The following is a 19,156-nucleotide window of genomic DNA, read 5'->3' on the forward strand; positions in this document are numbered from 1 at the left end:
CCGGCGTCAACGGGCCGGGAGATCCACACGTTCGCCTGAGGCGGGAACCGGATTGCGAACTATTGCACTATGCCATCATTTATGCCCGGTTTCTGAGCTGGGCAAACTTTGGCCAGGATACGCCACATCCTTTTCCGGGCTCGAACAACGACGTTTGCCGACGCCCACATTTGCCCTGTGCAACGTTCGCGGGCGGCCGGGGAAACGGGTAGAACTGGTCCATGGCAGAGCATGCGGTGTGGTCCTCGCCGGCGACCGAGCCGAGCGGCGAGGACGTGAACGCGGTGACGACGGCCGTGTTGACCGCGTCGCGGCTCCTGGTCGCCATCTCCGCGCGCTCGCTCGCCGCGGTGGAGGAGCGGGTGACCCTGCCGCAGTTCCGGATGCTGGTCGTGCTCGCGAGCCGGCCGCGGATGAAGCTCGTGACGCTCGCCGAACAGCTCGCGGTCAACCCCTCGACCGCGATGCGGATGGTCGAGCGCCTGGTGGCCGCCGGCCTGGTCGACCGGCGGGTGAACCCGGAGAGCCGCCGCGAGATCCTGCTGCGCCTGACCGACGCGGGGGCGCAGATCGTCGACGAGGTCACCGCCCGGCGGCGGGAGGAGATCGCGGCCATCGTCGCCGCGATGGCGCCCGGCCAGCGGGCCGGGCTGATCGCCGCGCTACAGGCGTTCACCGAGGCGGGCGGTGAGCCCGCGCTCGGTGAACCGGTCTACGACACTCTGACGCTCGGCTGGCAGTGATCGGCGGAGGCCGGGGAGAGACGCCGTCAGAAGCGGCGTTCGCCCATGGTCGTCCGGCGGGAGGCCAGGCCGACCCCGGCCGCCAGCGCCCCGAAGATCACAATCAGCGCACCGACGACCACGTTGCTGCAGATCGTCGCGGTCGTGGCCGGGTGCCCGCTCACGACCCATGGGGCGATGATCGTCCATACGCCGATCAGTGGCACGACCCATGTGACACCGTGCGTGCGGCCGTACGCCGAAACGAACGCGACCGCCAGCAACGCCACGGCGATGCCGCTGATCAGGTTGTTGATCGTCAACGTCGTACGACCGCCGAACCCCACGATCCATGGGGACATGGCCAGGTAGAGGCCACTCAGGAACGTCAGCCCGTCGACCGCCTGGGCCGTCGGCCGCTCCGCCGCGAGGTCGTAGCGAGCACGAAGCTCGGCGATGTCAGGATGGCGTTCCATCATCGGACGTGTCGACATCGCGCACACCACCTTTCGTGATCGAGCCTGCTCACTACTGACCCTTCCCGCCCCGTGCCCGTTGATTCCCGCACAGTGCAAGAATAATTCGGGCCGGGCGGTCCGGCAGCAGCGCGAGCGGGAGCTCGCCGACGTACGGACGGTCGCCGAGGTCGCCCAGAAGGTGCTGCTACGGCCGCCGCCATGCTGTTGATCCGACACCGCTGAGAATCCTGGCACCGGTGAGGCCATAGCAACATTTGGGATAAAAGCGCTAATTGATGCGATGGCGGCAAAATATATATTAAAGGCGCGTTTGGACCTATTGAGCTGCGGTAATGGGCCCGGTAAGCATCCGTCAATCACGGGGGAGGATGCGATGACGGAACCACGTGGGCGTCACGGCTTCGGCAGATCGTCCGGAGCGGGGCCCAGGGCAGAGGGACCCGGAGAAGAATCGATGCGGGAACCGATGCGAGAACCGATGCGCCCGCCGCCGGGCGAGGCCGAGAGCGATGAGCGGGAGTTCTCGTTCTGGCACGACCGCAGCCGGGTCTTCCTGCAGCCGATCGCCGCACCTTCGATCCTCGGCCTGTTCGGGCTGGCGGCGGCGACCATGATGGTCGGCGCATGGATGGCGCGCTGGTACGGCACCGCCCTGACACCGCTGACCCTCTACCCGTTCGTGCTGACCGCGGGTCTGGCGCAGTTCATGGCGGCACGGTGGAGCTACCGCGCCCGCGACGGCCTGGCCACGGCGGTGCACGGGATGTGGGGCGCCTTCTGGGTCGGCTTCGGCCTGCTGTTGATCCTGGCCCTCCTGGCGTTCCCGACGGTGCTGGTCGCGCCGCGGATCGGAGCAGCCGATCCGGCGTTCGCGTTCTGGCTCATCGCCATGTGCGCGATCACCGGACTGTGCGCGCTCGCCGCGCTCGGCGAGAACCTCGGCATGGCCGCCGTGCTCGGAGCGCTGACCCTGGCATGCGGGTTCGGCGCCGCCGGCTTCTTCGCCGGCCTGTCCTGGCCCGTCCGCGTGGCGGGCTGGATCTTCGTGATCGCCTCGGCGATCGCGCTGTACGTCGCGGCGGCCCTCATGCTGGAGGGCAGTTTCCGGCGCACCATGCTGCCGCTGATCCGGACCCGCGGTATGGCGGAGAAGATCCCCGGCCGCGCGGCCCGCCCGCTGGAGTACCGGCACGGTCAGCCCGGCCTCAAGATCGGGCAGTAGCCGGCCGCCGCACCGTCCGGCCCGCCGTACGGCCGGCAGAGGAACCGCTGGTCAAAGACCACTTCTGTGTCCGCTAGGCTCAACGCCTGCCCGAGTCGTTGGCCCCCCGCGGGAGCACAGAGTGTCAAGAGTGACCAGTTTCTGCCGGTCGTTGGCGCGCCGGACCAGTCGCGCCTACCACATCGTCTGCGCGCGTGACGACGCGGCGAGTCATCGGTTCGCCGTGCCCGACGGCGTGTGGGTGTGCGACGAGTGCGACGTCGTACTCCTGGACGCCGCGGACGTGTCGCGGCACCGTCCCCACGTGCTCTGACCGGCCGGCGTCACAGCCCGCCGGCGGCCTGGGCCGTGGCGACGTCGCGGGGATAGGTCCGCCGGCCCAGCAGGAGAATGCCGGCGCTCACCACCAGGGGCACCAGGGTGATGAGGAACGCCCACCGCAGCCCGGTCGCGCTGAGCGCCTTCCCCGTGGACAGCAGGTCGGCGAGGAAACCGAAGGTCACCGGGGCGATGGACTCGGCGGCCATCCGCAGAACCGTGCGTACGCTCTCCGCCCGCCCCCAGAGCCGGAAGGGGACGACGTCGAGCCGGGCGGCGTCCACCGGGGGGTTGGACGCCGCCAGCGCGGCGGCCGCGAGCGTGAACAGAGGCAGGGCGATCGCCACGGACGCGGTCAGCAGCGCCGGGACGAACAGGCCGGCGGAGACGAGGAACGCCGCCGCCGGTACGGTCAGGCGGGCGTCGATCCGTCCGCGGCGGATGAGCCGGTCGGCGATGCGCCCGCCGGCGAGCGTACCGGCCAGCGCCCCGGCGCCGACGAGCACGGCCAGGCCGCTGAGGGTTCCCTGGGCGAGGTGGTACTGCCGCTCGACGAAGACGACCCCGAACGTTCGCAGCCCGGCGTAGAAGAAGTAGCCCATCGCCGACGCGGTGATCAGGACGACGTTGGTGGGGATCGCGAAGATGTACCGCGTCACCTCCCAGATCGACATCCGCGCCGGGTCGCGCCGGAGGAGACGGGCGGGGTCGGGCGCCACGGAACCGTCGCGCAACGCCGACCGCGCCGGATCGGGCGGCCGCGCGTCACCCTCTCGTACGTCGGAGGGGTGACCGCCGCGCGCCGGTTCCGGCAGCTTCCGCCGGATCACCACGATGAGCGCGATGCCGGTGAGGCCGAGCGCCCAGAACGCCGATCGCCAGCCCAGCACCCGGCCGAGATTCCCGCCGACCAGCAGGCCGGCGCCCGCGCCGAGCAGCTCGCCGCTCAGGATGAAGCCGTAGATCCGCGCGCGTTCGGCGGACGGGAAGTAGTCGCCGACCAGCGACGCGAGCGTCGGGCCCGCCGTGGCGGTGGCGGCCCCGAGCACGAGCCGGGCCGGCAGCAGCCAGGCGAACGAGCCGGCGAACCCGCCGGCCACCGTCGCCAGGCTCCAGACGGCGATGCTCACGGCCAGCAGACCGGTCCGCCGGACCCGGTCGGTGAGAATGCCGACGGGGATCGCCGCGAGGCCGCCCATCGCGGAGGAGACGGCGATCAGTGAACCGAGCTCAGTGTTGGACAGGTGGAGGCTCTGCTTGAGCTCCGGCCCGAGGGCGCCGACCGTGCCCTTGTCCGCGGAGTCGAGCGCCAGCACGCACGCGAGAATGGCGATCACCCGCAACCTGGCCGGACCGCCCACGGCCCGCAGGAGCCACCGTCTCCCCGCCTCGCCCCACCGGCGCATGATCATCTGAACCGGTGGGTGCGTCTTCCATGCTCAGGGCATACCCCGTCCGCCGCGGCGAACGGGAGAAGCGCTTAAGCGGGTTCTCCGGCGTTTCCCGGCTCACCAGGTGAGAACGACGCAGCCGTTGGGACCGGCATCGCCGGGGTAGGCGCTGAAGGCGTCGGCCTCCGTCGCGCTCAGAATTCCGCACTCGATGTGGGCGGATGATCGCCGAGGGGGCAGGTTTCGCTGTACGGCGGCTCGCCTGCGTTCGACCCGGTCGACGGCGCATTACGGCGGTTTTCCGCATCGCTTAGCGTAGTCACTGAGTTACCGTTAGTATCCTTGCTCATGCCCCCCTCAAGTAAGCATGAGGTGATCTGCGAGATGTTTCGCAGCCGCCCAGAGCTGGCCGCCGAGATCGTCGGTGGCGCACTCGGCCTTTCCCTTCCTCGCTACCGTGAGGCCCGGCTCAGATCCGAGAGCGTCACGGACGATCGGCTCGCCGAGTTACGCGCCGACGCGGTGGTCGAGTACTGGGAGGCGAAGAGGAGCTTCGCCGTGATCGTCGAAGTCCAGGGCCGCGATGATGAGGACAAGCCCTACAGCTGGCCGTTCTATCTCATGGGTCTGCGGTATCGCCTGAAGTGCCCGGTCAAGCTGCTGGTGGTCTGCCCCGCGCGCGCCACCGCGGCGTGGGCCTCACGCACGATCGATCTCGGCCATCCGGGAATGACGCTGAAACCGATCGTTCTCGGCCCCGAGCAGATCCCCCAGGTGGTCGAGCCGGAAGAGGCCGTCCGCACCCCGGAACTCGCCGTGCTGTCGGCCCTGGCGCATGGCGCCCGACCGGGCGGGGAAAAGACCCTTGAGCCGCTCGTCGACGCTTACGGAGTGCTCGATGACGATCACCGGGCGCTCTACCATGATGTTGTATCGGCAGTGCTTCCGCAGGCCGCCCAGCACTACCTGGAGACGCTGATGAAGCTCAAGAACTACGAGTACCAGAGCGAGTTCGCCCGCCACTACTTCGGCGAAGGCGAAGCCAAAGGCAAGGCGGAGGGTAAGGCCGAGGGGGCGGTCGAGGCGGTGGCCAAGACCATCTTGAAGGTGCTGTCGGCGCGTGGTGTCTGTGTTTCGCCAGACGTCCGCGCTCGCATCATCGGGTGCGGTGACCTTGCTCAGCTGGAGGAGCTGGCTGAGCGCGCGGCCGTCGTCTCCACGGCGGCGGAGATCTTCGACTGACCTTTCGGGGTGGTCGGGCGCGGTCGGCGAGGTGACGTCCGCGCTCGGCTGGCCGTTACCGGACTTGCCTGACATCCGCACCTTGCCTTTCATTACTGGCGAGTAAAACTGGCGATGTGTCCGTTGTCTTGCGTGGTCGTGACGACCAACTCGCCGTACTGGAGGACCTGCTCGCAAGGGCCCGGGCCGGGCGGGGTGGGGCGCTCTCCGTTCTGGCCGAGCCCGGCATGGGGAAGACCGCCCTGCTCGAATGGGCCGTCCACCGGGCAGGCCTGGACTTTCGGACGCTCGGTATCCGCGGGATCCGGCAGGAGTCGTCGCTCGCGCTCGCCGGGCTGCATCGCCTGCTCGGGCCCGTCGCGGACCGGATCGGGTGCCTGCCCGGCCGTCAGGCCGAGGTGCTTCGCCGCGTGTTCGACGGGGACGGCACCGCCGACGCGTTCACGCTCTGCACCGCCGTGCACGCCCTGCTGGCCCGGGCCGCAGGCGACGGGCCCCTCCTGTGCTGGATCGACGACGTGCACTGGCTCGACCGCCCGTCGCTCGACGCGATGGCGTTCGCCGCGCGCCGGCTCGGTGACGCGCCGGTGGTGATGCTGTTCGCCGCGCACAACGAGCACGTGACCACGCCCGAGCGCGACCGGCTCGCCGGGATTCCCCGGCTGCCGCTGCCGCCGCTGGATGAGACCGCGAGCACGCAGGTCCTCGCCGACCGGTGCCTCATCGGCGTCACCGAGGACCTGGCGGCGGGGCTGACCGAGCTGACCGGCGGCAACCCGCTCGCGCTCGTCGAGATGGCCGCGGCGCTGACGCCCGGCCAGCTCTCCGGGGACGAACCGCCTCCGGAGACGCTGCCGCCGGGGAGCCGGCTGCGGGCCGTGTACCGGCGGAGGTTCTTCCGCCTGTCGCCCGACGCGCGCCGGCTGGCGCTGCTCGCCGTCGCCGACGATCGTCTCGACGGCCGGACGCTGACCAGGGCCGCCGCGGTCGCCCGCCTGGACCTGCGCGAGCTGGAGGCGGTACGCGCATGGGGGCTGGTACGGGTGGACGGCGAGTCGATCACGGTGCCGAGCCCGGTGATCCGCGGCGCCCTGTACGCCGACGCGCCCCTGTCCGAGCGGAACGCCGTGCACGAGCTGCTGGCGAGCGTGCTCGACGACGACCGGCAGCGGGCCCGGCGGGTCTGGCACCGGGCCGCGCTGGCCTGCGAGGCGAACGACGCGCTCGCCGCCGAGCTGTGCGCGGCGGCGGCCGAGGCCGGCGCGGCCGGGCGGTACACCGACTCCTCGCGCGCCTGGCAGCGGGCCGCGACTCTGACCCGCGACCCGGACGAGCAGGCGAACGTACTGCTCGCGGCGGCGACGGACGCGTGGCTGGCCGGCCGGAGCAGGCGCGCACGCTCCCTGGTCCGGCGGCTCGCGCCCGCGGCGCGGCAGGGACCGCTCCGCGGCCGCGCCGACCTGCTGCGCGGCGAGATCGAGCTGCGCGACGGCCGGCCGGCCGCCGGCCGTCGGCTGCTCCTCGACGCGGCGGACCGGCTGGCCGGTCACGACCGCCGCAGCGCGGTGGTGGCGCTGGCGTACGCGGGCGAGGCGAGTTGCCTGAACGGTGACCTGCGCCGGTACCTGGCGATCGCGGAGCGCGCCGCGGCCCTGCGCGGCCGGCACGAGCCGCCCGACACCGAGCTGCTCTTCGCCCATTTCGAGGGCATGTCCGCGACCTACCGCGGCCGCCATCAGGAGGCGGTCGAGCCGCTGCGCCGTACGGTACGGCTGGCGGACGCGACGGACGACTGCGCGGCCAAGGTGTGGGCGGGCATGGCGGCGCAGATGCTCGGCGACGACCAGCGGACGCACGAGCTGGCCGGTGAGGCGGTCCGGCTCAGCATCGGCCCGGACGCCGCCGTGAAGCCGTGGGCGCTGGCCTACCTCGCCCTCGCCGATCTGTGGCTCGGCCGCTATCCCTCCGCCACGGCGCACTCCATGGAAGGCCTCCGGCTGGCCCGCGCCGCCGGTCAGGAGAACCACGCGATCGACCATCTCGCGACGATGGCGCTGCTCGCCGCGCTCCAGGGCGACAAGGACACCGCCCGCGTACGCCTCGACGCCGTGTCGGACGCGGCGGCCCGGCGCGTGCTCGCCCGGCCGGGCGCGTTCACCACCTGGGCGCTCGCCTGCCTGGAGCTGATCGAGGAACGTCCGGCGGACGCCGCGGGGCGCCTCCGGCTCATGAGCCCTCCTTCGCCGGAGGAGTGGCCAGGAGCGCGTGCTTGTCGATTCGCTCGCTCCGACTCGCTCATGGCCCGGACCTGGCACGCCCATCCGGTCGTGCACGTGATGGCGACCCCGCACTTCGTGGAGGCCGCGGTCCGTTGCGACGAGAGGACGGGCGCGCGGCAGGCGCTGGAGGTCTTCGACCGGTGGGCCGCCAGCACGCGCAACGCCGTACGCCTCGCCCTGTCCCACCGCTGCCACGCGCTGCTGGCCAGGGACGACGCCGAGGCGGACGAGCACTTCCGCGAGGCGCTCCGGCTGCACCAGCGCGGCGACTCGGCGTTCGAGATGGCGCGGACGGAACTGCTGTACGGGCGTCGGCTGCGCCGCGGGCGCAAGCCGCGCGCGGCCCGCGAGCACCTGCGCAACGCCCTGCAGATCTTCGAGTACTACGAGGCGGAGCACTGGACCGAGAGCGCGCGCGCCGAACTGCGCGCGGCGGGGGAGACCGCCCCGGCCTCGGTGCCCAAGGGAGCCGAGGAACTCACCACGCAACAGCACCAGATCGCCCGGCTGGCCGCCGAGGGCGCCACCAACCGGGAGATCGCGGCGCGGCTGTTCCTCAGCCACCGCACCGTCGACCACCACCTGCGGAACGTCTTCGTACGGCTCGGCATCCGCTCCCGCGTGGAACTGGCGCGGTTCTTCAGCTGAGCCCCTCGGACTGGTGATTTCGCCGATGCGCCGCGCCGGGCGCCGGATGAGACTTCGGCCATCCGTCCCAGTCCCCCAGCCAGGAGGGAACCATGCGCCGATCGCTCGGCACCTTCCTCGCGGCCGTTCTCGCCGCCGTCGCCTGCCTGCTGTCCGCAGGGCAGACGGGCACCGCGAACGCCGCCACCCACGTGCCCGTCGTCTTCGTCCACGGCTACACCGGCAGCGCGTCCAACTGGACCACCGCCGAGGCGGTCTTCGCGGCGGGCGGCTACAGCACCAACGAGATGTTCGCCTACCAGTACAACTGGGCCCAGTCCAACAAGACCAGCGCCGCCGGGCTGGCGACGTACGTCCAGCAGGTCCTGGCCCAGACGGGAGCCTCCCAGGTCGACATCGTGAACCACTCCATGGGCGGGCTGGTGAGCGACTGGTACATCAAGGAGCTCGGCGGCCAGCCGTACGTGCGGCACCTCGCCTCCATCGCCGGCGCCAACCACGGCACGACGTACGCCGGCGCCTGCCTGACCAACCCCTCGTGCCAGGAGATGTACCCGGGCTCGTCGTTCATCCAGACCGTGACCTCGGGCGACGAGACGCCGGGCAACACGAAGTACGCGACCTGGTACTCCGCGTGTGACGGCGTGATCATTCCCTACACCAGCACCGAGCTGAACGGCGCGACGAACAACAACGTGGCGTGCCAGACCCACATCGGGTACCTGACCGACACGGTGACCCTCACCGCGGTGCGCACGTTCCTGTCGACCTGACCCCGCCCCCGTGAGAGCCCGGGTCCCGGCACCGCCGGGGCCCGGCTCCGTGGTTCACGGGCTGATCGCGAGAGCGAGGAAGGCGGCGAACACGGTCAGGTGCACGCCGCCCTGGAGGAGGGTCGCGCGGCCCGGCACCACGGTCAGGGTCGCGACCGCGACCGTGAGCCCCAGCAGGATCAGGTGCGTGGGGCCCAGACCGAGGACGAGAGGTCCGCTCAGCCAGATCCCGGCCATCGCGATGGCCGGGATGGTGAGGCCGATGCTGGCCATCGCCGACCCGAGGGCGAGGTTGAGGCTGATCTGGATGCGGTCGCGGTACGCCGCGCGTACCGCGGCGATGGTCTCGGGCAGCAGCACGAGCAGCGCGATGACGACGCCCACCACTTTCTGCGGCAGGCCGGCCGCCGCGAGCGCGGACTCGATCGCCGGCGACACCGCCTTGGCCAGTCCCACCACCGCCACCAGGGCCACCAGCAGCAGAACGATGCTCGACAGCGTACGGCGCGCCGAGGGACGGGCGAGGTGCTCTTCGGCGCCCGTCGCGGCGTCCTGCGGGGGCAGGAAGTAGTCGCGATGGCGGACGGTCTGGGTCAGCACGAAAAGGGCGTACAGCGCCAGGGAGGCCACCGCCGCGAAGGCGAGCTGGCCCGGGCTGGCCGTCGGGCCGGGACGGGTGGTGGTGAACGTCGGCAGCGCCAGGCTGAGCGTCGCGAGCGCCGCGACCGTGGCCAGCGCGGCGCCGATGCCCTCCGCGTTGAACGCCACCACCCGGTGGCGTACGGTCCCGATCACCAGGGCGATGCCCACGATGCCGTTACAGGTGATCATCACGGCGGCGAACACCGTGTCGCGGGCGAGTGACTCCGTCTTCCTGCCCCCGGAGATCATCAGTGCCAAGATCAGCGCCACCTCGATCACCGTGACGGCGACCGCGAGGACCAGCGAGCCGAACGGCTCACCGACGCGATGCGACACGACCTCCGCGTGATGCACGGCCGCCAGGACCGAGACGGCCAGGACCACCCCCACCCCGATGGCGACCGCCGGTGACACGGCGCGTCCCCAGACGAGGGACAGCACGGCGACCGCGAGTATCGGAGCGAGCCAGGTCCAGTGCGCCGCCCACGACCTCACGCGTGGGCGCCACACGACCCGGTTCCGCTACCGATCACCTGCGGAAGCGTACGCCGCCGGGCGACGCGGACCAGCGGCTACGGACGACTCGGGACGACCCGGACAAGCGACAACGTGACCGGCGATAAGCCCCCCAGCGGCTCGGCAAGCGGAAGGCGCGACTAGGGGATCGGTGCCTCGCCGACCGCGGCCAGCAGCTGGATCGGGAATTCCGGGTCGGCCTGTGCGACGGTGAGGGCGACCCATCGGCCGGACTCGGGCCGCCGCCACAGGAGCATCGTGCTGCTGAGCATGCACAACTGGTTGATCGGCTCTGGGACCGGATCCGGCGCGGGAGGCGTCCGGCGGCCGAGCCGATCGATGACCGGTCGCTGGACGAGTCCCCGCTCCAGGTACGGCGACAGATCGACCGGCTCCGGCTCGCCCCAGCGCTCCGTCAACGCGGCAACGAGTGCCTGGAAGGCGGCGTCGATCTCCTCCTCGGCCGCCTCCACGACATCCTCACCACGGTCATCCCAGAAGTCCTGGCTGGCCTGGAGAACCTGCACGTGATGGCCCGGGCCGCTGCGCCGATCGCCGTCCCGCACGTCCTCCTGCGGGAAGGGGCGGGCGAGGAGGTCATCGAGGATGGCCTCCGGATTCTCCGCTGTCACGCCGGGAGCATAGACGAGCCGGTGAGCGCTAGATGATCGGCATGGTCACGGCGATCGGCCAGGCGAGCAGGACGCCGCCGACCACTGCGGTCAGCCATACCGGTGCCCGGACCGCGCGCAGGGCCGCGGCCTGGACGCCCTGCCAGACCAGCAGTCCGGCCAGCAGCGGCGCCACCAGCAGGACGAACGACGACGCGGCGCCGACGAGCGCGGCGACACCGAGACCGGCCAGGGCGCCTCCCGCGATCCAGGCGTGGATCAGGATCGCCGCTCGCCGGCCGTACCCGCCGCACAGCGCCTCGATCCCGCCGAAGAACGCCGTCGCGCACGCGGCGATCGGGAGGAGCGCCCAGGCTCGCGGCCCGACCGGAACGGCGTGTGCCCAGCCGAGCTGGGCCGGTACGGCGAAGGAGACCACCGTCAGCGCCACCAGGACCACGGCCGCCACGACCGACGACCGGCCGGCGCGGGTCACGCCGGTGCGCCCGGTGAGCAGTGCGGTGGCCAGGAGCACCACGCCGATGACCCCGAAGAACCCGGCGACCGGGGCGGCCACCGCGAGCGGCAGCAGGCCGCGCGGGACCACCGCCATCACCGGCACCGCCGCCAGGACGGCGCCCGCCGGCACCCCGAGCGCGAGCGGAAGCGGGACCCGGCGGCGTTCGCGGCCGGACGCCACAGGCCGCAGGACGGCCGCGGCGATCGCGCCGAAGCTCAGCACCGCGGCCAGATGCAGCAGCATCGCGGAACCGGCGCGCCACACAGGTCGGAGGCCTGCCCCGTGCGGCCCGCCGGAGGAGGAACCGAGCGTCCCGTCGAACCAGCTCGCGACCTCGCGGTGGGTGCGCGGGTGGAACAGGACGCCGACGTGCTCGACACCGGGGACGAGCACCGCCCGGCGAGCGGTGCCGGCGCGCGGATCACCGTACGTGACGCCGGCGCGTCCCCCCGGGTAGGCGGCCCGCAGCGCGCCGAGGGCGCCGTCGCGGAACCCGGCGAACTCCAGACCCCCGGCGAGCAGGAGCAGGTTCCGCGGGCGCGCCGCGGATCCGGTCGATGACGTCGGCCCCTGGGAGATCGACACCGTGGCGCTGATCTCCGGGTGCGCGGTGGCGTACCGCAGGACCGCGGCGGCGCCCATCGAGTGGCCGAGCAGGCCGATCCGCGCGGCGTCCACCCACGGCATGGAGCGCAGGTGACCGACGGCGATGTCCAGGTCGCGGTCGAGCCGCGCGTCGGCGGCGAGGCCGTCGCCCGCGCCCGGCAGCCGGGCGGTGCTCGCCCCGTGTCCCGCCAGGTCCACCAGCTCCACGGCGTACCCGCGACGCGCGAGCGTGTCCGCGAACCCTCGCATGAGCTGCCTGCTCGCGGCCAGACCGTGCGCGACCACCACGCCGGGCAGCCGGCCCGTCGCCCCCGCCGGCCGGACCACCTCCAGCGGCACCCCGGCCACCGCGGTGGAGTGCCGCTCGACGCCCCGGTCCGCGGTGGCCAGGCCGGCCGCGCCGATCGCGGCGCACACCAGGGCGAGCAGCAGGGCCACGACGCGGAGCGCCGGTCGCCGCTCGGCACGCGGCCGGACGTCTTCCACGGTCCGCACGATTCGCTCCCTGCCGGTCGAGGCCGACGACGATCATCCCGCCGCAGGCGGTCGTCCGTACGCGAAACGCTTCGACCGTCGTGGAACCGTCCTGCGCCTAACGTGCGGAGATACGGCCCGACCAGGGAGGACTGACGATGAGTGAGCACACGCCCGGGATTCCCGGCTACACCTACGGCACCGATGAGGCCGCGCGGTCGCCGCTGAGCCTGGAGGACCTGGAGCGGCTGAAGGCGGTGGCCGGGCTCACGCCGGAGGACGAGCAGGCCCTGCGCGAGGCCGCCGGGATCCTCGCCGGGCAGGCCGGCGACATGGTCACCGCGTGGCGCGCCCGGCTCGGCGAGCTGTCGTTCATGCGGCCCTACTCGGGTCACCCGGACGGGACGCCCAACCCGGAGTACGGCGCCGCGAGCAAGCCGAGGTTCGACCGCTTCATCATCGACGCCTGCACCCGCCCGCTGGACCAGGACTGGCTGAACTATCAGCACGAGATCGGCCTGCGTCACACCCACGCCAAGAAGAACCGGACCGACCACGCCGACTCGCTCGACCACATTCCGATGCGTTACCTGCTCGCCTTCACCGCCGTCGTGATCACCACGGCACGCGAGTACCTCGCCGCCACGGGGGCCACCGCCGAGCGGGTCGACCGGATGCACGCGGCCTTCACCAAGTCCGTCATACTCCACGTCACCGTGTGGACCCGGGCCTACACCGGCGCCGCCGGCTGGTGACGCGAGCCCGCCTGTACGTGGCCTGTACGGGAGTCTGTACGCCGCCTTCCTACCGTCACAGCGGAATCGCCGGACGAAGGGAACCGCTCATGAACACCGGACTCGCAGAGCTCGACCTCATCCCCGACAACCGTGGCCTGGTGGACGCCGCCGCGCCGGTCAAGACGACCACCGTGGTCGCCGCGCCGGTGAAGACGACGACCGTGGTGGCCGCCGCGCCGGTCAAGACGACCACCGTGGTCGCCGCCGCGCCGGTCAAGACGACCACCGTGGTCGCCGCGCCGGTGAAGACGACCACGGTGGTCGCCGCCGCGCCGGTGAAGACCACGACGGTGGTCGCCGCCGCGCGCTAGCGGACGCGAGAGGCCGGGGCGCCGGGCCAGGGCGCCCCGGCTCGTGCTGGTCCACTCACGGCGGAACGGAGTCTCTCGTTGAGCGGTGCGCGCGGTGCCCTGTACGCGGCGGAGCTCCAGGCGGCGGAGACCGTCCTGGAAACGGCCGTCGCCGAGTCCTTCCCATCACCGCCCGGCGAACCCGCGGCGGACCGCCTGCGCGCCGCGCGCGACGCGCTCGCGCGGCAGCTCGACCGTACGGTCCTGCCCGTCGTCTGCCACGAGCTGACCCTGGCACGCGAGGCGGGCGCGCTCTCCGGCCGGACGCCGGCCGAACGGTACGAGGACTTCTGGACCCGGGAACGGCTGACCCCCGAGCTGCTGGCCGACCGGTACCCGGTCGTGGCCGCGGGCCTGTCCGTGATCGCGTCGACCGGCGCCGAGACCATCGCCGACGCGGTCCGGCGCCTCGCCGCCGACCTGCCGGAACTCCTCGCGGCCGGCATCGAGCAGCCCGATCACCGCCCGTACGGACCGCGGTCGGTCACGCCGGTCGGCAGCGACCGCCACGCCGGTGGCGGGCAGGTCGTCGCGTTCGTCCTGCGGAGCGGCCGGCGGGTGTACTACAAGCCGGTGCCGCTCGCGGCCACGGTCCTGCTGCACGACTTCGCGGACCTGCTCGACCTTCCCGACGAGCTGCGGCTGCGGCGTCCGGCGGTGGTGACGCGCGGGACGTACGGCTGGCAGGAGGAGGCCCGGTTCGCGCCCTGCGCGAGTGCCGCGGAGGTCCGGCGGTACTGGGCGCGGTGCGGCGTCCTGCTGGCGGTCTGCTGCCTGCTGAACTTCACCGACGGCCACTTCGAGAACCTGGTCGCCTGCGGCGAGCACCCCGTGCTGGTGGACACCGAGACGCTGCTGCAGAACTACTCCTGGCGCAACCCGAGCGGGCGGCTGGAGTCGGTGGTCGACACCGGGCTGGTGCAGCACGCCGACCCGGACGCGCCCGGCCGGGGCGCGTTCTCGGCCTTCCAGGTGCTCGGCGGCGCGCGGCAGTACTCGCTCGACCCGGTCCCGGCCGGCGACGGAACCGACACGATGACCGTCGGCTTCAGCCGGCTCGGGCACGAGCCGCCCGTGAACCTGCCCGTGCTGGAGGGCAGGTTCCAGCCCGCGGCCGGCCACCTGCAGGAGCTCCTCACCGGGTTCCGCGCGGTCTTCGCCCGGTGCCGCGAGCGACGGGCAGCGATCCTCGCCGACGGCGCCTTCTGGGACCGGGTCGCCGCGCAGGAGAGCCGCCAGATCATCCGCGAGACCGCGTACTACACCCGGCTGCTGCGCCTGGCCGAGCAGCCCGCGTACGCGACCTCGCGCGACGGCGTCGCGGCGGAGCTGGCCCGCCGCCTGGAGACGCCCGAAGGGTCCCGGTACGACGCGCTCGTCGCCGATGAGGTGAGCGCGCTGCTCGCCCACGACGTTCCGTACTTCCGGCATCCGGTGTCCGGCACGGCGCTGCGGGCGCACACCCGTACGCACCCGGCGTTCTTCCGTACCTCGGCGCTGAGCCAGGTACGCGCGAACATCGCGGACCTGGGCGAGGAGTTCGCCGCCGCGCAGGCGGCGTTCCTCACCGAGCACCTGAGCACCCCGCCCGACGACGTGTCGCTGAGCCCGGACGACGTCCGGCTCCTCGGCGACCGGCTCACTCCCACCCCGACCGGATTGGCGTGACCATGGAACTGGCGCCGATGACGCTGCGCACGACCGGCCCGCGTACCCCGCGTTACGCCGTCTGGGACTGGACCTGTCCCTCGCTGACCCAGGAGGCGGCCTGGCACGCCGCGCTGCGTGCCATCCGCGCGCAGGAGGAGGGCCGGACCGGTGGCCGGGTCACGTGGACGGTGCTCGACGGCCGGGTGGTCGACACCCGGCGGCACGAGGACGGTGCGGCGCTGCCCGCCGAGGACGACGACGGCTTCGCGGGCTGGTACGCCCGCGTGGAGGCCGCGTACGGGTCCGGCACGCCCGTGCTGTTCTACGCGCGCGACCTCGCCCGCCACGACCGCGACCTGTTCGAGGTCGTGCTGTCGGCGATCGGCGGCTCACCGGACGCGTTCCCGCTGCCGCGCAACCGCCTTGACGTCGAGGTCTTCGGCGGCGACTACCGCCGTACGCCCGGCGGTGTGCACCGGGAGTACTCGGTGAACCGGCACTTCGTGCTCGCCGGCACGAAGGCGATGCACATGTGGCCCGGGGACGACTGGATCCCGGCCGGAGCCGAGCGCCGGCACACCACCGGGTTTCTGCCGGGCGTCGGCGAGGAACACCTGTCCCTGCCGGATCCGGCCGCCGCCGACGCGTCGAGCCGCGTGCTGCGCGCGTCGGCCGGGCAGGTGTTCGCCTGGGTGAACGGCCTGTGGCACATCGGCGAGACGGAGGGACCGGCCGTCGGCCTCAACCTGGCCTCCTACATGGCGTCGTTCGACGCCGACGAGGCGCCGTTCACGCTGGAGGCGACGGAGGAAGGCCGGGTGACACGGGACTGGGTGGAGGCGTACCGGTCCTACCTCGACACGCCGTACGGCGCGCCGCCCGGCCCCGACGCGGCGCTGGCCGCCGCGTCCGCGTTCGGCATCGAGGGCGCGCCGCCCCGTACACCGGCCGGTGAGCCGCCGGCGAAGGTCGTGGCCGTCACCCACGCGCCCCTGCTGTGGTGTGCCGAGGAGGACCACGTCACGGTCGCGACGCACGGCCGGTCCGCGCGGTTCGCCGCGACGGTGGCCTCCTGGCTCGCCGAGGTCGGACGGCTGCCGGTGGGCGGCTCCTGCGAGGTCCCGTCCGGCGCCGCGCACTGCGCCCTCGCGGCGTGGCTGGTCGCGGGCTCCGCCGTCGCCGGGGCGTGAGCGCCGGTGCCAGGTCGGCGCGTACGGCGTTCCGGCTGCTGCTGTGGGCACGGACGATCTCGGCGCTCAGCGACTTCATGGTGCCGGCCGCGCTGGCCATCGCGATCGTGGACCGGGGCGGTACGCCGGGCGAGCTGGGGCTGGTGCTGGCGTGCGCGCTCGTGCCGAAGGTCGTGCTCCTGCCGTTCGGCGGCGCGCTGGCCGACCGGTTCGACGCCCGGCGGGCCGCCATCGCCGCCGACGCCGTACGGGTGGTCACCCAGGCGCTCATCGCCCTGGAACTGACCGCCTCGTCGCCCGACGTCGCGGTCATCGCGGGCGCGCAGGTGGTGGCGGGCTCGGCCGCCGCCTGCTCACTGCCCACCACGTGGCCGCTGCTCATCGCCGTGGTGCCGCCGCCCGAACGGCAGCGCGCCAACTCGCTGCTGAGCATCGGACGCAGCGTCGGCCTGCTGCTCGGCCCGACGATCGCCGGCACGCTGATCCTCACCACGGGGCCCGCCGCGGTGTTCGTCATCGACGCGTCGGCGTTCGCGGCCGGGGCCGCGCTCCTGTCGCGGGTGCGGACCGGCCGTACCGGGCACGCCGGCCGGTCGCTGTGGGCGGACCTGCGCGCCGGGTGGGCCGAGGTGCGCGCCCGCGACTGGTACTGGACGAGCCTGGTGGCACACGCGTCGTGGAACTTCGCCTCGGGCGTCCTGGTGACGATCGGCCCCTCGGTCGTCATCCACCGGATGGGCGGCCGGACCGTGTGGGTGGTCCTGCTCCAGGCAGGCGGGATCGGGCTGCTCGCTGGGTCCGCGCTGGCGACGAGGGTCCGGCTGCGCCGCCCGGTGCTGACCGGAAACCTGGGCTTCTGCGTGTACGCCGCGCCGCTGCTGCTGCTCGCGGCCGGGGCGACCGCACCCATGGTGATCGGCGCGTACGGGGTGGCGATGGCACTCGCGGGGTTGATGGACCCGATCTGGGACAGCACCGTGCAGGCCCTCATGCCCGAGCACGTCCTCGCCCGCGTCACCGCCTACGAGCTGGTGCTGTCGCTCGGCGCGCAGCCGCTCGGCGTGGCCCTGGCCCCGACACTGGCCGCGGCGACCGGCCCGGGCGTTCCGCTCGTCGCCACGGCGGCGATCGTGGCGGCGACCTGCGCCGGCACGGCCGCGGTCCCCGGCGTACGGCGTCTGCGCGTTGACGCGCTCTAGGGGCCTGTCTCAAAGCCCCGCTGTCCTACTGCGCGGCGTCCAGACGACGCCTCGCCGCGTTGTCGTCGGTCGCCAGCCAACACCAGGCTGACTCCCTCCTCCGCCTTGCGACGCGCCGCCTGGACGCCGCTCGCTACGGACGGGGACTTCGAGACAGGCCCTAGTAGTGCTTTGTTAGGTGGGTAAGGCGAGGGGTTGTTGGCAGGTGGGGCAGTGGCCTGTCCAGGTGGCGAGCAGAGCTTGGAGCTCGCGGACGATCTTGTAGAGGGTCAGGCTGCCCCAGCTGCTTTTGGGCTGGTCAGGCGCAGGGTTGTGAGGAACAGGTGGGCGGCGGTCACGAGGGTGACGTGGCGGTTCCAGCCTCTCCAGGAGCGTCCTTCGTAGTGGTCCAGGCCCAGACCGGTTTTGAGTTCGCGGTAGTCGTGTTCGATCCGCCAGCGGATCTTTCCCAACCGGACCAGATCAGCCAGTGAGGTCTCGGCGGGCAGGTTCGACAGCCAATACTTGACCGGCTCGTCCTCATCCGCCGGCCACTGGGCGATCAGCCAGGCTTGGGCCAAGGTGCCGTCATCGCCATAGCGAGGCTTGCGTCCGGCCGGGCGGACGCGCAGCGCGATGAAGTCACCGGCCAACTCGCCTTTGGAACCTTGGCGCCAGCAGATCCGCTGAGCGCTGGTGCGGCCGGCGGCCAGCACATGCTCCCGCAACGAGACCGGCCTGGTGCGATAACGCGGCAGGCCACGCCAGCCCTTGCCCTTAGAGGGCAGCAGTTCAGGAACGGCGTCGGCGGCATGGGCGGTGCAGGTGCCCTTGACCTGAACGATGTAACCCAAGCCACGCTCGGCCAGCGCGGCCCGGAACACAGCGTTGTCGCCGTAACCGGCGTCCGCGCAGATCACCGGTGTCTCCAAGCCCCAGCCGCGTAGTTCGTCCAGCATCTCGATCGCCAACCGCCACTTCGGCCGGTTCCGCTCGGCAGCCGGGATACTCGACCGCGTGCGCCTGCCTTTGATCTCCTCGGCCACGGCCGGATCGTCGGTGCAGGCATCGTCCCAGCACTCGGGGATGAACAACCGCCAGTCCAACGGCGCTGAAGCATCGTCGGTGACCGCGTGCACGCTCACCCCGATCTGACAACTGGCGACCTTGCCCAACGTGCCCGAATACTGCCGGGCCACCCCCGGCGAGGATGAACCGTACTTGGGGAACCCGGTGTCATCGATCACCCACGCCACCAACGCCACCACCTGCTCGACCCGGGCCGCCAACCGACGCCGCACCCCCACAAAATCCCACGTCGAAGACGTCATGAACTGCTGCAACCGCTGATGATCCACCCCCAGCCGCTCCGCCATCGGCTGCATCGACTTACGCTGCCCATCCAGCAACAAACCCCGCACATACAACCCACCGGTCGCACGCTGATCCGACCGCGGCAACCCCGCGAACACCTCCGCCGCGAACTCCTCCAACCGCGACCGGACCGCGGCAACCTCCCCAGACCTCACACACGATCATCGCAACCAA

17 protein-coding genes are annotated in these 19,156 nt (G+C 72.3%); 11 read left to right on the plus strand and 6 right to left on the minus strand.

Translation table 11 applies throughout. The features are described from left to right. Positions 1–221: 221 nt before the first annotated feature. Positions 222–743 (plus strand): MarR family winged helix-turn-helix transcriptional regulator, encoded by a 522-nt coding sequence (locus tag ACQEV1_RS05265; RefSeq protein WP_285575360.1) that lies wholly within the window; start codon positions 222–224, stop codon positions 741–743. Positions 744–769: 26 nt separating this feature from the next. Here ACQEV1_RS05265 and ACQEV1_RS05270 read toward each other — a convergent pair whose 3' ends face one another. Beyond that, on the minus strand, positions 770–1,216 hold the full coding sequence (locus ACQEV1_RS05270; RefSeq protein WP_285632977.1) for an SPW repeat protein: 447 nt from the start codon (positions 1,214–1,216) through the stop codon (positions 770–772). A 439-nt stretch (positions 1,217–1,655) separates the two neighbouring features. Here ACQEV1_RS05270 and ACQEV1_RS05275 point away from each other — a divergent pair, with 439 nt between their 5' ends. Then, a complete protein-coding gene (locus ACQEV1_RS05275) occupies positions 1,656–2,423 on the plus strand; it encodes an acetate uptake transporter family protein (protein WP_285577889.1) in 768 nt (255 codons plus the stop codon). A 130-nt stretch (positions 2,424–2,553) separates the two neighbouring features. Further along, the gene (locus tag ACQEV1_RS05280; protein WP_285632974.1) at positions 2,554–2,736 is read left to right on the plus strand and encodes a hypothetical protein; all 183 of its coding nucleotides are present in this window, start codon (positions 2,554–2,556) and stop codon (positions 2,734–2,736) included. A gap of 10 nt (positions 2,737–2,746) precedes the next feature. Here ACQEV1_RS05280 and ACQEV1_RS05285 read toward each other — a convergent pair whose 3' ends face one another. Beyond that, the gene (locus ACQEV1_RS05285; RefSeq protein WP_433391838.1) at positions 2,747–4,153 is read right to left on the minus strand and encodes an MFS transporter; all 1,407 of its coding nucleotides are present in this window, start codon (positions 4,151–4,153) and stop codon (positions 2,747–2,749) included. Between the two features lie 351 nt (positions 4,154–4,504). On the opposite strand from ACQEV1_RS05285, the gene ACQEV1_RS05290 reads away from it, so the two are divergent. The 3 genes from ACQEV1_RS05290 (at position 4,505) to ACQEV1_RS05300 (ending at position 9,074) form a co-directional block, all read left to right on the plus strand. Beyond that, positions 4,505–5,374, plus strand: a complete 870-nt coding sequence (locus tag ACQEV1_RS05290) for a hypothetical protein (RefSeq protein WP_433391841.1) — start codon at positions 4,505–4,507, stop codon at positions 5,372–5,374. Positions 5,375–5,490: 116 nt separating this feature from the next. Further along, positions 5,491–8,301 carry an AAA family ATPase gene (locus ACQEV1_RS05295; RefSeq protein WP_433391843.1) on the plus strand — a complete coding sequence of 937 codons (2,811 nt, stop codon included), beginning with the start codon at positions 5,491–5,493 and terminating at the stop codon, positions 8,299–8,301. Between the two features lie 92 nt (positions 8,302–8,393). Beyond that, positions 8,394–9,074 (plus strand): esterase/lipase family protein, encoded by a 681-nt coding sequence (locus ACQEV1_RS05300; protein ID WP_285632962.1) that lies wholly within the window; start codon positions 8,394–8,396, stop codon positions 9,072–9,074. A 54-nt stretch (positions 9,075–9,128) separates the two neighbouring features. Here the strand turns inward: ACQEV1_RS05300 and ACQEV1_RS05305 are convergent, their stop codons facing one another. From ACQEV1_RS05305 to ACQEV1_RS05315, 3 genes are all read right to left on the minus strand, one after another. Continuing rightward, positions 9,129–10,211, minus strand: coding sequence for a calcium:proton antiporter (locus tag ACQEV1_RS05305; protein WP_433391846.1), 1,083 nt, complete (start codon positions 10,209–10,211; stop codon positions 9,129–9,131). 161 nt (positions 10,212–10,372) lie between these two features. Then, positions 10,373–10,864 carry a hypothetical protein gene (locus ACQEV1_RS05310; RefSeq protein ID WP_285632956.1) on the minus strand — a complete coding sequence of 164 codons (492 nt, stop codon included), beginning with the start codon at positions 10,862–10,864 and terminating at the stop codon, positions 10,373–10,375. A 28-nt stretch (positions 10,865–10,892) separates the two neighbouring features. Next, positions 10,893–12,464: an alpha/beta fold hydrolase gene (locus tag ACQEV1_RS05315; RefSeq protein ID WP_433391848.1), complete on the minus strand. Its 1,572-nt coding sequence runs from the start codon at positions 12,462–12,464 to the stop codon at positions 10,893–10,895. A gap of 137 nt (positions 12,465–12,601) precedes the next feature. Between ACQEV1_RS05315 and ACQEV1_RS05320 the strand changes: the two genes are divergently transcribed. The 5 genes from ACQEV1_RS05320 to ACQEV1_RS05340 all read left to right on the plus strand — a co-directional run bounded on the left by ACQEV1_RS05320 (position 12,602) and on the right by ACQEV1_RS05340 (position 17,629). Further along, complete coding sequence (locus tag ACQEV1_RS05320; protein ID WP_433391850.1) at positions 12,602–13,198, plus strand: protoglobin domain-containing protein; 597 nt, start codon at positions 12,602–12,604, stop codon at positions 13,196–13,198. A gap of 89 nt (positions 13,199–13,287) precedes the next feature. Then, positions 13,288–13,551 carry a hypothetical protein gene (locus ACQEV1_RS05325; RefSeq protein ID WP_433391853.1) on the plus strand — a complete coding sequence of 88 codons (264 nt, stop codon included), beginning with the start codon at positions 13,288–13,290 and terminating at the stop codon, positions 13,549–13,551. Positions 13,552–13,629: 78 nt separating this feature from the next. Beyond that, positions 13,630–15,258 carry a DUF4135 domain-containing protein gene (locus ACQEV1_RS05330; protein ID WP_433391855.1) on the plus strand — a complete coding sequence of 543 codons (1,629 nt, stop codon included), beginning with the start codon at positions 13,630–13,632 and terminating at the stop codon, positions 15,256–15,258. Then, complete coding sequence (locus ACQEV1_RS05335) at positions 15,255–16,430, plus strand: hypothetical protein (RefSeq protein WP_433391858.1); 1,176 nt, start codon at positions 15,255–15,257, stop codon at positions 16,428–16,430. Before ACQEV1_RS05330 ends, ACQEV1_RS05335 begins: the two co-directional genes overlap by 4 nt. Then, positions 16,427–17,629: an MFS transporter gene (locus tag ACQEV1_RS05340; protein WP_433391861.1), complete on the plus strand. Its 1,203-nt coding sequence runs from the start codon at positions 16,427–16,429 to the stop codon at positions 17,627–17,629. Before ACQEV1_RS05335 ends, ACQEV1_RS05340 begins: the two co-directional genes overlap by 4 nt. Positions 17,630–17,898: 269 nt before the next feature. On the opposite strand, the gene ACQEV1_RS05345 is transcribed toward ACQEV1_RS05340, so the two are convergent. Continuing rightward, positions 17,899–19,137, minus strand: coding sequence for an IS701 family transposase (locus ACQEV1_RS05345; RefSeq protein WP_433391863.1), 1,239 nt, complete (start codon positions 19,135–19,137; stop codon positions 17,899–17,901). Between the last annotated feature and the right edge of the window lie 19 nt (positions 19,138–19,156).

Origin of the sequence: Actinoallomurus sp. CA-142502 (genome assembly GCF_050936355.1) — a bacterium.
GTDB lineage: Bacteria > Actinomycetota > Actinomycetes > Streptosporangiales > Streptosporangiaceae > Actinoallomurus > Actinoallomurus iriomotensis.

Bases quoted from the DNA above. Each gene is read 5' to 3' on its own strand.
- ACQEV1_RS05275 (WP_285577889.1), top strand. From the start codon at position 1,656: ATGCGGGAACCGATGCGAGAACCGATGCGCCCGCCGCCGGGCGAGGCC.
- ACQEV1_RS05265 (WP_285575360.1), top strand. From the start codon at position 222: ATGGCAGAGCATGCGGTGTGGTCCTCGCCGGCGACCGAGCCGAGCGGC.
- ACQEV1_RS05270 (WP_285632977.1), bottom strand. From the start codon at position 1,216: ATGTCGACACGTCCGATGATGGAACGCCATCCTGACATCGCCGAGCTT.
- ACQEV1_RS05325 (WP_433391853.1), top strand. From the start codon at position 13,288: ATGAACACCGGACTCGCAGAGCTCGACCTCATCCCCGACAACCGTGGC.
- ACQEV1_RS05285 (WP_433391838.1), bottom strand. From the start codon at position 4,153: ATGATCATGCGCCGGTGGGGCGAGGCGGGGAGACGGTGGCTCCTGCGG.
- ACQEV1_RS05300 (WP_285632962.1), top strand. From the start codon at position 8,394: ATGCGCCGATCGCTCGGCACCTTCCTCGCGGCCGTTCTCGCCGCCGTC.
- ACQEV1_RS05320 (WP_433391850.1), top strand. From the start codon at position 12,602: ATGAGTGAGCACACGCCCGGGATTCCCGGCTACACCTACGGCACCGAT.